We start from the raw sequence: 14,898 nt of genomic DNA, 5'->3' as shown, positions 1-14,898 counted from the left end.
GAGTTAAAAGTTGGCCCGTATTGTGCTTTATCTAAACCAAGGAAAGCTTGTGAATGAAATAGCAGCTTTACAACTTTAAAATTACTTACGCTGGAGAATAGACATGAAAACTAAGTCCTTATTAGCAGGGATCATTTTGGCAACAAGTTCTTCTGTTGCTATGGCTGACCAATTCTTTATTGATGTTGGAACTGATTTTGGTGACAACCTTAGAAACCAAGCCGCTGGTGCTAGCAGTACTGGTTGGTTGGATCAAGCTACTTATAACTACCAATCTGAAACTCTTGTAACAGACGGTGACGCGAATGGCCCAAGTGCAGGTGACGCGATTGTAACTACTGGTGGTTTCATCAGCGGTCCAGCTGGAAGTTCAGCGATTGCATTCAACGCAGTTGAAGGTTTCTTGCCTAATAGCTTCGGTCCAGAAAGTGACAACGATTATGGCGATTGGGGTTTAACTTTCCAATTCGAACTAACTGGTTCACTTGGTCCAGCTCTAGCGACTAACTATAACTCTGGTGAAATTACGTTCTACTACTTCGAACCTGGTTTCGCTAATACATCTGAATTTGTTGAGTTATTTACGCTTGATTTCGTATCAATCGTTCAAAGCTTAGGCGGTCCATCTTTGAAAACTATGGTTTCTTCAGTTGGCGCTGGCACGGTTAACGGTGTTGCTGCAGGTGATGTATTCAACTTTGCAGATGGCTCAATGACTGATTTACTAGGTGACATGGTTGATATCTTCTCATTTGTTGATTTCAACACTGACCCTAACGATGTTGTTGTAACTGATAACATGGATGGTACTTTCACTTTGAATGGTAACCATGACGGTTCAATCTCTTTCCAAATTCCTGAGCCTTCAAGCTTAGCGGTATTGGGTCTTGGTCTTCTAGGTCTAGCTGGTGCAGCTCGCAGACGTAAAAGCTAAGATTGCTTAAATGCATTATTATAAACCCGGTATTTATACCGGGTTTTTTTTTAGTGAAATTTAGTTAGCGACTGGCTCCAACCTGCAATATTTATTTCTACGTCTTTTCTTATATCTCCTTTCTTGTATTCCAGTGCTCAAGTCTTTAGAAAGTGCTGTAGACTCCTAAGTGTTTAAATTTTTTACAGTGATTTGTGCTTTCGATTTTATGTTTTGGGGGAGGGGAATTTCAGGCTAATGTCTTGAATATATAGGCAACAAGCTTGAATCGCTTAAGCCTTAAGTGTGTGATGTAAATGAAAGCGTGATATTTTCACTGCTTATAAACGAATTATGTTGGCAAATAAGAATAGAGTACGCTGGGCAAAGCTTCCATCATAAATATCATGTGAAAGCTAAAATACAATCGTTTAATCTATAATAGTCGCTTACTTTTCAGAGTTAGGTTTAGGTTTACCCACGGCTTTTTTCACCATTGGAAACATAATATATTTTTGAATTGGATTCTTGTTGCCCCATGGTCGCCAGGTTTTCTTGGCTTTATTTTTGTAGGCATCTACATGCCATCCCCAAGGAGCATGGAGAACTTCTCCTCTTTTCAGCAGAACTTTCACTACATTAGTATTAAGCACTCCAGCAGCTAAGGATATACCCATGGGGGTGGAAGGGACCTTTCCTGCCCAAAAATCCACCTTACTTCTATCCACTAGATAGCTTAGTTGCAGCATGGCCGGTGATAGCCCCATTATTAAATGGTAAAATTGATCTTCTGGAGCCAAACCTTCCAAGCAAAAGTATTCTTCAAATGACATTTTACCGGGCATAAATACCAATACGGCAGTCCCCATTCCCATTGGAGCTGCTGTAATACATGGGATATTTTTCTCATAGCATCGTTGGAATACTTTTCGACGTATATCCATTGCAAAAATATCTAAGCTATCAATATATAAATCAACACCATCTAGAAATTCTTCCAAATTGTCATCATTAATACCTTTGTCAAAATTTCTGACATTCGACTCTGGATTAATGTTTGCTAAAATATCTTCCATGACTTTGGATTTTTCTTGCCCTAAAGTTTTCATTGAAGCGCCGGCTTGACGGTTGAAATTGACTAAATCATATTGATCCATGTCGGAAATGTGAAAATTTCCAATTCCAAGTCTTGCGCAAACAATTGCATGGTCACCACCAACACCCCCTAAGCCACCAACAGCGACTTTACTTTTTCTTAGAACCTCTTGTTCTTCTTCGGTCATCCAACCAATGTTTCGTGAAAATGCTTCTTTATAATCAAACATCGCGTTCGCTCTCTAAGTATGGTGTACGCTATCGAAATGAAGTAAACATTTCGTTAAGTCCCTAATCAGCGTTTTAAGCGACATTAACAATGCCGCTAATTGATTTTATAGTTGGTGTTCAAGCTCATTTTTAATATTGTGCAACAAGGCTTTAAAATCCGGTTTTAAATTGTCTTCAACAGCTTGAGGTTGAATATAGAAAGGGGCTCGTTTTCCATGATAATCAATAACAGGCCCAATTTGCTCAAACGGTAACCCAACAAATCGCATGCTTCTAGCTAACCGTGGCTCAACCATTACGTAACAATGATGAATATTTTTACTGAGTAATATAGCAGTAGAAGAAAGATATAATCCTACAGCAATAAATGGGAAGCATCGCAACTCTGTTTCTGAATAGATTTTCTTATTAATGACACCGATGGCCGCGCCATCATAGTCGTCCATTTTACGACGTCTAAACTCTGCAGGTACTGCTAAACGAGAAATTTCACAGATATCGTTACGTTCAAAGTTATCAGGAAATAATTCTGGTCTTTGTATCGCATTTTGACAATATAGTTCAATTGGCAATTTCTGTTCGGTGTTTGAAGACGTTATTAACCTCACAGTTCCCGCATATTGACCGCTGGATTTGTGTTGAATAAGACAATGATATGCGTGCTTGTCAAAATCGTCTGTTTCGATTTTTATTTTGTTTTCGGGTTCAAAATGCAGTTCTTCACAATAAACCTGATGTCGAATGCCATAGGAGAATTTTTTGTGCTCTTCAGATTCTGAAAATACAGGTTTTAAATAATCGGAAAAATGACCCGAAATGCTATCAGCAGAAACTTCCGTCATTACGACTTTCCTTTATTGTGTGTATTGCCCATCATTGGAAGTAAAGCCTAGAAAGTATAAACTATGTTAAGTATAAAGTGTCAGGTTAAAGTCCTTATTTGTCAAACAAATACCGTAATTTCTGTGTTATACATTAGTTTACTATATGTCGATATATAATCTGTAAGGGGAATTTTTTTGGAAAACTTTCAGTTATCACAAATTCATATTGAAGCGGCAAGAAATTCTACCGATGATTTTAATCTATTTCATGACAAAAATCGTTGGAATTGGATCGTGAATAACCCTTTCTCGGGACCGATAGCTTTAGGGTTTCAATTAGGGTGTTTTATTGAAACACAATTTCAACATCGTCAAGCTGAATTGAACACGCCTGAAAGTTCTCAGAGTTTTGCATATAGTGTTTTTGAATTTACCTTTGCTGGCGTTGTGAACCCAGGAGATAGATTAACATTAGATATCAAACCTGGAAAAAGCAGTGAGTCTGCAATTGGAAAACAATACTCCAATAGATTATTGCTAAAAGCTAATGATAAAGCGGTAATATTGGGATTTAAACGAGAATCTGAATTTAGCCCTATACAACTTCCCGACGATTTTCCGAACAATATTGAATGGGGAATGAGAGCAGACCGCACGTTTGATCAAGCTACCCAGTGTTTTCTAAAGCGTAAATATATGATTGTTGGCAATGCTAAGAATTTTTTGACAAGTGCATTCGGAGAACAATCTGAATATATTGACGAATTTGCAGATAAAGTACGTTTTCCGCAGATGTATCCTATGAGTCTTCTTTCTTCGGCATTGCTTGAACGAGCTCAAGCTATTGGACATGACCTTATTAAAGATCCAATGATCTATTCGTCCCACAAATTATGTATTGATAAACGACAATTAGAAAATTTACGAAGCAACGATGTGTTAAATCTAGTCGTAACGCCAGAGGTCGAGGTGCCTGGAACAGGCTCTAAGGTGAGTCATATTTGTGCAGGTTTTGTTAAAGAAAATATCCCATTATTTATCGCTCAAATTGTTTTGCTGCCGCTCAGTGCAATGCTTAATAAAGACTAAATTCGATTGCATTTAAGAGTCGAGAGAACTAGCTACCGGCGCTAGTTTTCCCCAATTTAATGGGTAAAAAATGTAATGCGGTTGCGTAACCCATCTCAAATAGTTCTTTCTTTTGTTCAATACTTAATGAAAAATCAACAGAAGAGTATATGCCAGTTTCAACGATAATGGTGTTGTGCCAATGTTCGGCGTGTACATATTCTCGCGATAACGCTGTCATAAACGTTTTAATCAACATAAATAGATATTCGGGTAGATGAAAGAAAACTTGACGTTTTTGCACCTGATGAATTTGTTGACTTTTTAATCGGAAACAAACATTTTTAGCATTTGTACCTGACCAATTTCTAAAAAGCGCATCTTCTGCGAGTATGGCGCCGTCAACAAGTAAATGTTCACCGTAGGTTTTAAAGCTAAAAATTAATGGAATTGACATCGAAAACCGTACGGCTTGTGAAACTTTTAAGTCAGGACTGGTTTGTTTATTAAATATAACCGGCCCACCACCATTTACGTCCGTAGCCACTATGCTTAAATCTATGGCCAATTGAGAAAAAGTTTTTCCCTCTAATTGTTTATCCATCCAATTTTCAAACTGGTTACCGGAACTCAACCCCCCTTCTTTTAACAATCTAAATAAAGAATAACCTTTAAATTGTTTAAAATCTGTATTTAGCGCTAGTTTGAAAATATCGTCGATCGACATACCGCTGCAATACAAAGCGCAAACAATTGAACCACCTGAAATACCAACAACATGATTAAACGTCATATTCATTTCGATTAGTGCTTGTAGGATACCGATATGACAGGTTAATCGAGTTCCCCCACCTGAAAAAATAGGTACTATTGGGTTTTTATTGTTATCGTGTAGTTGGGACTTCATAACTATGCAAACTATTGCTTTTCTTTAAAATATGGCTGAATTTTCAGTTTTTGCATTATTATTTTAAATTGATTAGATGGAAAAGATTTTATGTTTACTTTATTCAAATATATTTTTGCCGCGGTGCTTTGCGGTTTTACCTTTACCGCTAACGCACACAATATTGTAAACATCGTAAAACAAGCTAAAGAATCAGTTGTTGGGATAGGTGTTTTTGACCCGATAAAAGCACCACAGTCGAGCTTGCACGGAACGGGCTTTGTCGTTGGGAATGGGCAATATATCATTACTAATCATCATGTTATATCGCAACCACTGGACGAAAATTCTAAACAACGACGAGTCGTATTTACCGGAACGGGACGTTACCCGCAAACTTTCGACGCTCATATTGTTAAAATTGATGAAATGCACGATTTAGCGTTATTACGTATAAGTAAGAAACTGAAACCGTTTAAACTGGCGAATAGTAATTTGATACCAGATGGAACGGAAGTGGCGTTTACTGGCTATCCCATTGGCGCAGTATTAGGACTATATCCGGCTACGCATCGGGGCATTATTTCAGCAGCTACACCTGTGATAATTCCAACTAGTCACTCCAGCCAATTAGATGTGCAAACACTTAAAAGGCTGCGTGATCCATACATGGTGTATCAGATGGACGCTACTGCTTATCCGGGAAATAGTGGTAGTGCAGTTTATGAAGTCGAAACTGGACAGGTAGTAGCAGTAATCAATAAAGTGTTTGTAAAAAAAACAAAAGAGGCAGTTTTAGCAGACCCTAGTGGTATTACTTACTCAATACCTGTAAAATACGTCAGGCAACTGTTGGTATCGGCTAATATTGATATTGATTAGCTTGTCGAAAAAATTTACAGTTCTGCTATATTACACAAATTAAACACATAAAAATCAATGGATTGATGTGTTGGTGTGGTTTTTGCTTTAACGATCACAATAGAGTTAATTGCGTTTAAGAAGTCGCATAAAAAGGGTTTTAATCAATGAATGAATTCGATAAGTCGTTTAAAAAGGATGTTTCTGCTGTGAACAAACGCCGTAATTTTCTTAAGAAATCGGCGACCGGAGCAGTGATTGTGAGCCTTCCTGCAAAATCAGTATGGGGTGCCTGTAGTGTATCGGGTGCGTTGTCAGGTAATTTATCAACAAATGCTGACCGTCACACCTGTACTATGCCAAATCTTTACGGTGGTCGCTCACCGGGAAATTGGAAAGATTACAAAAATAACATGCATTCTACGTTTAATGCGCTTGGCGATGTTAAGTCTTCTTATGGCAAAAACAGTACAGAATACGCTAATGCTAAAACGTGTTTTATAAATGCTATTGATCCGGTTTATCAGCACCAATTAACTTTACCTAGTGAATTCAGCCCACTGAATATGACTGTACAAAGTGGTCTTGATTCTAACGGTGGTGGTTATAACAACATTTATTTCCATTTAGCTGCGGTTTATCTTAATACCTACTTTGGTTTTTATTCGACCTATGGTTCTGGTGAGGCCGAGGCAATACAAGCTATTACCGATGTTTTCAGCTACTGGTATGTCAACAAAGACGTAGCTGGTTTTAGCATTTCAGATAGTGAATTAGGTTACAACGATGGAAGTACTGATTGGGATGCTGCTTCTTGTAGTTAAATGGATTTAGCAATCATGTGGTTAATGTTCTAAGTGCCAGAGGAAAAGTCGCAAAATTATAGTTTGTTCCCTGGCTCTCGCTTGGTTTGGTTTCATGATGGTAGTGGTGTAGCTATTTATAGCGGTTATAGTGGCGATACCACTTTTCTAAATAATAAAAAGCCAGACATAGTTTATTCTGAGTTTCCAATCTCATCTTCTAATTTAGCTAAAGCAGATCTCATTAAATATCTCAATTTAGGTGAAGAGTCAGCTAAAAGTGTGATACAACGTTTATTATCTGAAAAAGTGTTGTGGGCTAATTGACGTAGATGCAAATCATAGATACAGGGATTTATCGTTTCGCGTTAACTTCCGATGTTAAACATGTTCACTCTGTAGCCAAAAGTCTCTATGCTGATTCTTCCGAAAGAGATTTGCCTGTAGATTTCAAAGTGAGGCTAGTCTTTGACTCACTTGTTCGTCGTTTTATCAAACCTCAAATTAGTTTTTACGCTGACCAACATTCGCCATTCAAACCTTTACCCCTTTCGCAAGCTCCTGCAGTGCTGGAATGGGGGATGAATTGGTGTGTTGCTGCCCACGAATATAGCAAGTTACTTATACATGCAGCAGTGTTAGTGAAAAATGGAAAAGCTATTATTTTTCCTGCTCTACCAGGATCTGGTAAAAGCACATTGACTGCTCACTTAGGGTTATCGGGGTGGGAAACATATTCTGATGAAATGGCAATCATTGATATAGACACCGCTATGGTTAATCCTGTTTATCGTCCAGTATGTTTAAAGAACAACTCCATTGATTTAATTAAAAAATGGCATCCAGAAGCTTTCTTTACGCCTACTTGTGTCGATACTCAAAAAGGAGATGTAGCACATGTTAAAGTGTTGGATTGGCATCGTTACCAAAATCTGCAAAAAGTACCAATTGTTGCGGTTGTTTTTCCTAAATATGCAGCTGAAACAGAGTTAACAATATATAGTCTTTCACAATTGTATGGTTTTAATTCGTTAAGCAAAAATGCCTTTAATTATAACGTGTTAGGAGCAACTGCATTTAACACGGTGGATAAAATAATTAAGTCCAGTTCACTTTTTGAAATTCAATATAATAATCTCAAAGATGTTGATGCGTTTTTGACAGAGGACATAATTGGTTAATGTCATGTTGAACACTCAGTTTTTATATACCTTGCTCGTCAACCCAAAACTGGGTTTAACTTTGTCTTTGCATGAGTGGCAAAACGTCATTTTTGTACTTCGAGAAGCTAAATTATTGGGGAGTTTGTATCACACCGCAAAACAAGCTAGTTGTTATGACGATTATCCTGATTACGCTCAAAAACATTTGTTCTCAGCTCAGATTTACGCTCAACGACAAGCTCAACAAATAACCTTTGAATCATTGGAGATTCGAGCGTTATTAGAGCAAGTTGGAGTCACTGCAGTATTTTTAAAAGGGGCAGGTTATACCCTACGAAACAGTTTGAATGGGCGAGGTAGAGTGTGCTCTGATATCGATATATTAGTGACTAAAGAAAATTTACCAAAAGCCGAACGCCATTTAAAATCTAACCGTTGGCAATCGGAACAGTTAAACGATTATGACGAAAAATATTACCGACAATGGGCGCATGAAATTCCGCCGTTATTTCAGATTAATCGGGCGACAGTGCTAGATATGCATCATAACGTGTACTTGCCGATAAGTGGTCGTTCGCCTGATATTGATTTATTTCTAGATTCTCGGGACAAAACAGAAAGTGGTTGTTTTGTATTGAACCCAAGGTTGTCTCTATTGCATAGTATTATTCATTTATTTACAAATGAAGATAGTAGTAGTTGGATGAGAGATCTCTTTGATATTTATTTACTAGCAAAAGAGTTCAATGACGATAATTTGTGGGAAGACATAATTGAATTAGGAAATAAAACGAATTTTCAATTTGAGGTATATTGCTGCCTGAAAGCCTTAGAATATTACTCATTAATGACTTTGGATAGAACAAGCAAAAAGTTTATTGAAGGTTTCGAGGTGACAAAACGACAATCTTGGATATTGGAAAACGCAATTCTACCTGCATTTTGTCCTGAACACTCGCTGTTGATGACTAATAAAATTTCGCGTGCAAAAAATCTGGCATATTTACGTGGTCATTGGATAAAGATGCCTCTAGGGGTGCTTATTAAACATTTTACCTTCAAATCTTTTTTCGCCGTTCGGGACCAAATTGTGGGCAAGCATCATTTTGATCCTAAATTGCCTGATAACCCTAATTGGTAAATCTTAATAACGTCTTTTTCATATTTCACTTCTCACTGATTACTTTTGTTCTTTTTTGTAATCACTATTACTAGCCAATAGCTCTCATTCAGAAGTAAAAATGCACAATTTGAATAAAATAGATGTGTTTTTGACATAATTAGCACTACTAATTTAACGTATTTACGTGCAAACTAAGTGGTTAAAAATAATCATATTCTGAGTATTACGGAGAGGTTCGATTTGGCTGCGAATATATTTGAAAAGCGCATAGGTATCATTGGTTTAGGCTATGTAGGCTTGCCGCTGGCAGTATCGTTTGGGAAAAAGTTTTCGACCTTAGGTTTCGACATTAATAAGCAGCGAATTGAAGAATTAAACCGCGGCGAAGACCATACTCTTGAAGTGTCTCCTGAAGAATTAAAAAGCGTGACGTCTTTACGTTTTTCCTCCACCCCTGAAGATCTTGCCCAGTGCGACTTTATTATTGTCACTGTGCCTACGCCTATCGACAAAAATCGCCAACCCGATCTTACCCCCTTAAAGAAAGCCAGCGAAATGATTGGTAAAGTGCTTAAGTCAGGCGCAACAGTGATATACGAATCGACTGTTTACCCAGGCGCGACCGAAGAAGTCTGTATTCCATTAATTGAAGAGTTTTCTGGCTTAACCTTTAATAAGGATTTCTTCGCAGGCTACAGCCCAGAACGAACCAACCCTGGCGATAAAACTCATCGATTAGAAAGCATTGTAAAAGTGACCAGTGGATCTACGCCAGAAATAGGCGATTTGGTCGATCAACTGTATTTATCCATTATTGACGCTGGTACCCATAGAGCTTCTTCAATTAAAGTGGCTGAAGCGGCGAAAGTTATAGAAAACACACAACGAGATTTGAATATTGCTTTGATCAATGAATTGGCCATGATTTTTGAACGATTAGGCATTGATACAGAAGAGGTATTATTAGCAGCTGGCAGTAAATGGAACTTTTTGCCTTTCCGCCCCGGCTTAGTTGGCGGTCACTGCATTGGTGTAGACCCTTACTATTTAACCCACAAAGCGGAAGAAATAGGATATCACCCAGAAGTGATTTTGGCAGGCCGCCGTATCAATGACCAAATGGGTGAGTATGTAGTCAGTCGTTTAGTCAAAAAAATGTTGAATAAAAAAATCATGGTTAATGGCGCTAACGTTCTATTAATGGGGATAACATTTAAGGAAAATTGTCCGGATATTCGAAACACTAAAGTAGTGGATATTGCTACCGAACTAGACAATTATCATGTGAATGTCGATATTTATGACCCCTGGGCTGAGTCTGACGAAGTAAATGCTGAATATGGCTTGAAGCTTGTAGCTGAGCCGGAAACGGGTAAATACGACGCGATTATTGCGGCCGTAGCGCACCAGCAATTTAAACAAATGAGCACTGAAAATTTGCGTGCTTTAGGCAAACAAAATTGTGTCATTTTTGATTTGAAATATATTTTGGATAAAGAAATAGTCGATTTAAGACTTTAGGGAACGTAAATGAAAGTATTAGTTACTGGAGCGGCCGGATTCATCGGTTCTCATGTGAGTTTGTATTTACTTGAGCGCGGCGACGAAGTTGTAGGTCTAGATAACCTTAATGATTATTATGACGTCAATCTCAAACTTGATAGATTAAAAAGAGTCGAACAACACAAAAATAGTTATAACTTTTCATTTGTAAAAGTATCCGTCGAAGACAAAGAAGCGATGGAAAACTTGTTTGAAGAGCACAAATTTGACAAGGTGGTACATCTAGCAGCACAAGCAGGCGTGCGTTATTCTTTAGAGAATCCACACGCTTACATCGATGCCAATATTGTTGGATTTATGAATATTTTGGAAGGTTGCAGACATAATCAAGTGAAACACCTTGTATATGCTTCCTCGAGTTCGGTTTATGGTGCGAATGAATCTATGCCATTTTCTGTACACGATAACGTCGACCACCCAGTTTCCTTGTATGCAGCAAGTAAAAAGGCGAATGAGTTGATGGCTCATACCTATAGTCACTTGTTTAATCTACCCACTACGGGATTGCGTTTCTTTACCGTATATGGACCTTGGGGACGCCCTGATATGGCGTTGTTCCTGTTTACTAAAGCGATATTAGAAGATAAACCTATTAAAGTGTTTAACTATGGTAATCACAAGCGTGATTTCACTTATATCGATGACATAGTTGAAGGCATAATTCGTACTCTTGACCATACAGCGGAAGCTAATCCCGAATGGTCAGGTAAAGATCCAGACCCTGGTACAAGTAAAGCCCCTTGGCGAGTTTACAATATAGGGAACCAATCACCTGTTCAGTTAATGGAATATATTGAAACTCTTGAAGATAGTTTAGGTAAAAAAGCTGAAAAAGAGCTATTACCACTGCAGATGGGGGATGTACCAGATACCTATGCAGATGTTGAGGCGCTAGTAAAAGACGTTGATTATCGCCCTCAAACCACTATTCAAACGGGCATCGGTAACTTTGTAGATTGGTATAAAGACTACTTTAAAGTGAAGTAAAAGCTACTTCGGTAGAAAACAAAAAACGCAAAGTACCTAACAAGTGACTTTGCGTTTTTTTATGTCGGTAATATTTACGATGCCAATTGTTGCTTCATCTTACGACGCATTTCATGTAACAAAGGTTCCGTGTAGCCGTTAGGTTGATTAATCCCGTCAAAAATTAATGCGTTAGCAGCTTCAAATGCGATTGATTTATCTAAATCAGGACACATGCTGATATATTCCGGGTCAGATGCATTTTGTTGATCAACTAGTTTGGCCATTCTGTTTAGTGAAGCTTGCACTTCGGACTCTGAAACCAAGCCGTGCAATAACCAGTTGGCAATGTGTTGACTGGAAATTCGTAACGTGGCCCTATCTTCCATTAATCCGACATTGTTGATATCTGGTACTTTAGAACAGCCAATTCCTTGATTTACCCATCTAACAACGTAGCCAAGTATACCCTGAACGTTGTTATCTAATTCGCGGGTTTTAGTTTCATCATCAAAGTTCACATCAGTCTCTTTAATGGGTACCGTTAATATGTCGTCTAAGCTGTTACTATGTTGTGATTTTAGCGCTGCTTGGATATCAAATACATTCACTTGGTGGTAATGCAACGCATGCAAGGTTGCCGCTGTAGGCGAAGGTACCCAAGCTGTATTCGCCCCTGTCTTTGGGTGCTGAATTTTAGCTGTCATCATTTCCGCCATATGGTCGGGAATTGGCCACATACCTTTGCCGATTTGCGCTTTACCCGATAAACCGGCTGCTAATCCATGGCCCACGTTATCTTTTTCATAGGCTGATATCCAAGGAAGTGTTTTCAACTCACCTTTTAAACCAAATGGACCCAAATGCATCGAAGTATGAATTTCGTCGCCTGTGCGGTCTAAAAACCCGGTATTGATAAATACTACGCGCGTTTTAGCCGCTTCAATACAAGCACTGAGATTCACACTTGTACGTCTTTCTTCATCCATGATCCCCATTTTAATGGTGTTTTCTTTTAGCCCTAACAACTTTTCAACCTGTGCGAATAAGCTATTTGAAAATGCGACTTCTTCTGGTCCATGCATTTTAGGCTTTACAATATAGATACTGTTTTGGTTACTATTTGCAAACGGACTATTTCCAAGTAGATCATGTTTACCAATTAAAGAAGTAATCACACAGTCCATAATGCCTTCTGGGATAGCCTCACCGTTGAATAGAATAGCGTCGTTCGACATTAATAAGCCCACGTTGCGAATAAACATAAGGCTACGGCCTTTAAGTTGACAGGCTTGTCCATGCAGATCCGTGTACGTTTTATCGTCATTAAGCTTTCTGGTGATGGATCTATGTCCTTTTTGCACACTAGTTGATAGCGTACCTTTCATTAATCCTAACCAGTTACGGTATACGAGAGTTTTGTCTTGGGCATCCACAGCAGCAACTGAATCTTCGCAGTCCATAATGGTTGTCAAAGCAGCTTCTAACACTATGTCCTTTAAACCACTTGGATCGGTAGAGCCAACAGGATGATTAGGATCAAATTGCAATTCTATATGTAGCCCATTATGGATTAAGATAATGGCGCTAGGTTGTTCTTGTTTTCCGATCAGGCCTACAAGCTGATTAGGATCTTGAAGAGATGTGAAACTACCATCCTTAAAATGACATTCGAGGGTGAGATTTTTTAATTGGTAGGCAACCACATCTTGATGAGATCCTTGCGCCAAAGGTACCGCGACATCTAACCAACGACGCCCATGTTCGATAACTTTCTGACCTCTCACGCTGTTATATGGACCTTGTTTGCGTGCACCGTTTTCTTCACTGATAACATCAGTACCGTACAAAGCATCATATAGGCTTCCCCAACGCGCATTAGCAGCGTTAATCGCGTAACGCGCATTATTAATAGGTACAACTAGTTGAGGACCTGCCATAGTCGCGATTTCGGGATCAACATGTTGCGTACTAATATTGAAAGGGGCAGGTTGTGGTAATAAATAACCGATGCTATGCAGAAAATCTTTATATTCAGACAGCGTATAATGAGGATTATGTTGGCAATACCGGTCAATCTTCTGTTGTAAATCATCTCGCTTTAACAACAGAGCTTTATTTTTTGGTACAAATTCAGCTAAGACCTTTTCAAACCCATCCCAAAAAACATCGAGATCAACTTGTGCCCCAACAATTGCTTCGTCTTCGATAAAACGGCTTAATTCTTCCGCTATTTGCAGTGAGCCACGAGATATATAGTTTTGCATAGGTAATACTCCGAATCTGTCCAATAGACTCATACTACCCACATCTAACCGATATGTTTAATTTATGGTTATTATTCTTGCGATAAATTTCATGAATGTTGAATTTACGTGTTACTAACTTAATTGGTTTGCTACTTCACTAATTAGGCGTCGCAACCAAATATGCCCTGCATCGTGATGTAATAGTGCACTCCATGCCATTTTCAATCCGATCGGAGGGATGTCAAACGGGGGTTCTAAAATAACTACCTCTGGATCATTGCGATATAAATTAGCTGCCTTGCTTGGCAAAGTTGCAATTAAATTCTGCGCTTTGGCTAACTGTAAAGCTACATGGTAGTGTCTGGTGAATACGCGAATGTCACGCTTTTTCCCCAATTTAGTTAATTCAGCGTCTACCCAACCTAGCTTCTGAACTTCATTGGGATCTACTCCCACTCCAACACCAAATCCAGTTTTACTTACCCAAATATGTTGTCCAGACAAGTAACTGTTTAAATCAAATTTTTCAACAATTGGATTATTGCTCTTTACAACGCAAGAAAACGCATCGTACCAAATGACTTTTTGATGGAATGAAAGCGGAAGTTCTTCAAAGCGGTTAATTGCCATGTCTACCTTGCCATGTTCAACATCATGAAAGGTTACATCACTTGGGGTGATCACGTCTAAGGTGATATTTGGAGCAATATTACCAAGCTGTCGAATGACTTCAATTAATAACGTAGACTCGGCATAGTCACTGGCCATAATACGAAATGTTCGTTGGCTACTGGCTGGAACAAATTCCGTTTCAGGCTGAATTGTGGTTTCTAATTTTGCTAAAACATCGCGAACGACAGGTTGCAACTCCAGCGCTCTTTTTGTCGGGGTCATACCGTCACTGGTGCGGACTAAAAGGGGATCGTTGAATAAATCCCGTAAGCGCTTCAAACCATTGCTCATTGCAGGTTGGGTGATGCTGAGTTGATTTGCAGCTTTGGTTACGCTTCCTTCTCGAAGCAACACATCTAGATATACCAATAAATTAAGATCAACTTTCGCGATATTCAAATTAACTTCACTTCTAAACTGAGTTAAAAGTGATTATACCAATGGCGTTAAGGGATACCACAAAAAAAAGCAAGACGAATCC

At 38.6% G+C, this 14,898-nt stretch carries 14 protein-coding genes; 9 read left to right on the top strand and 5 right to left on the bottom strand.

What is annotated here, in order from left to right; genetic code table 11:
- Positions 1–103 precede the first annotated feature (103 nt).
- Positions 104–934, top strand: coding sequence for a PEP-CTERM sorting domain-containing protein (locus GLIP_RS01025; RefSeq protein WP_008842678.1), 831 nt, complete (start codon positions 104–106; stop codon positions 932–934).
- Between the two features lie 428 nt (positions 935–1,362).
- Here GLIP_RS01025 and GLIP_RS01020 read toward each other — a convergent pair whose 3' ends face one another.
- Positions 1,363–2,238 (bottom strand): ThiF family adenylyltransferase, encoded by an 876-nt coding sequence (locus GLIP_RS01020; RefSeq protein ID WP_008842677.1) that lies wholly within the window; start codon positions 2,236–2,238, stop codon positions 1,363–1,365.
- Positions 2,239–2,343: 105 nt separating this feature from the next.
- The gene (locus GLIP_RS01015; protein ID WP_008842676.1) at positions 2,344–3,081 is read right to left on the bottom strand and encodes a PEP-CTERM/exosortase system-associated acyltransferase; all 738 of its coding nucleotides are present in this window, start codon (positions 3,079–3,081) and stop codon (positions 2,344–2,346) included.
- A gap of 177 nt (positions 3,082–3,258) precedes the next feature.
- Here GLIP_RS01015 and GLIP_RS01010 point away from each other — a divergent pair, with 177 nt between their 5' ends.
- Positions 3,259–4,152 carry a hypothetical protein gene (locus GLIP_RS01010; RefSeq protein ID WP_008842675.1) on the top strand — a complete coding sequence of 298 codons (894 nt, stop codon included), beginning with the start codon at positions 3,259–3,261 and terminating at the stop codon, positions 4,150–4,152.
- 28 nt (positions 4,153–4,180) lie between these two features.
- Here the strand turns inward: GLIP_RS01010 and GLIP_RS01005 are convergent, their stop codons facing one another.
- Positions 4,181–5,038 carry a patatin-like phospholipase family protein gene (locus GLIP_RS01005; protein ID WP_008842674.1) on the bottom strand — a complete coding sequence of 286 codons (858 nt, stop codon included), beginning with the start codon at positions 5,036–5,038 and terminating at the stop codon, positions 4,181–4,183.
- A gap of 90 nt (positions 5,039–5,128) precedes the next feature.
- On the opposite strand from GLIP_RS01005, the gene GLIP_RS01000 reads away from it, so the two are divergent.
- The 7 genes from GLIP_RS01000 (at position 5,129) to GLIP_RS00970 (ending at position 11,517) form a co-directional block, all read left to right on the top strand.
- The gene (locus GLIP_RS01000) at positions 5,129–5,899 is read left to right on the top strand and encodes a S1 family peptidase (RefSeq protein ID WP_008842673.1); all 771 of its coding nucleotides are present in this window, start codon (positions 5,129–5,131) and stop codon (positions 5,897–5,899) included.
- A gap of 146 nt (positions 5,900–6,045) precedes the next feature.
- A complete protein-coding gene (locus GLIP_RS22080; protein WP_008842672.1) occupies positions 6,046–6,702 on the top strand; it encodes a hypothetical protein in 657 nt (218 codons plus the stop codon).
- 33 nt (positions 6,703–6,735) lie between these two features.
- A complete protein-coding gene (locus GLIP_RS00990; protein WP_008842671.1) occupies positions 6,736–7,008 on the top strand; it encodes a hypothetical protein in 273 nt (90 codons plus the stop codon).
- Between the two features lie 5 nt (positions 7,009–7,013).
- Positions 7,014–7,862 carry an HprK-related kinase A gene (locus GLIP_RS00985; protein WP_008842670.1) on the top strand — a complete coding sequence of 283 codons (849 nt, stop codon included), beginning with the start codon at positions 7,014–7,016 and terminating at the stop codon, positions 7,860–7,862.
- Positions 7,863–7,866: 4 nt separating this feature from the next.
- The gene (locus tag GLIP_RS00980) at positions 7,867–8,985 is read left to right on the top strand and encodes a nucleotidyltransferase family protein (RefSeq protein WP_008842669.1); all 1,119 of its coding nucleotides are present in this window, start codon (positions 7,867–7,869) and stop codon (positions 8,983–8,985) included.
- 222 nt (positions 8,986–9,207) lie between these two features.
- Positions 9,208–10,488, top strand: coding sequence for a Vi polysaccharide biosynthesis UDP-N-acetylglucosamine C-6 dehydrogenase TviB (gene tviB / locus GLIP_RS00975; protein WP_008842668.1), 1,281 nt, complete (start codon positions 9,208–9,210; stop codon positions 10,486–10,488).
- Between the two features lie 9 nt (positions 10,489–10,497).
- Positions 10,498–11,517: an NAD-dependent epimerase gene (locus GLIP_RS00970; RefSeq protein ID WP_008842667.1), complete on the top strand. Its 1,020-nt coding sequence runs from the start codon at positions 10,498–10,500 to the stop codon at positions 11,515–11,517.
- 74 nt (positions 11,518–11,591) lie between these two features.
- On the opposite strand, the gene GLIP_RS00965 is transcribed toward GLIP_RS00970, so the two are convergent.
- Positions 11,592–13,763 (bottom strand): malate synthase G, encoded by a 2,172-nt coding sequence (locus tag GLIP_RS00965; protein WP_008842666.1) that lies wholly within the window; start codon positions 13,761–13,763, stop codon positions 11,592–11,594.
- Between the two features lie 114 nt (positions 13,764–13,877).
- Positions 13,878–14,816: a LysR family transcriptional regulator gene (locus GLIP_RS00960; RefSeq protein ID WP_008842665.1), complete on the bottom strand. Its 939-nt coding sequence runs from the start codon at positions 14,814–14,816 to the stop codon at positions 13,878–13,880.
- Between the last annotated feature and the right edge of the window lie 82 nt (positions 14,817–14,898).

The organism is Aliiglaciecola lipolytica E3 (genome assembly GCF_000314975.1).
GTDB classification, from domain to species: Bacteria; Pseudomonadota; Gammaproteobacteria; order Enterobacterales; family Alteromonadaceae; genus Aliiglaciecola; species Aliiglaciecola lipolytica.
This window is presented reverse-complemented; position numbering and strand designations above follow the sequence as displayed.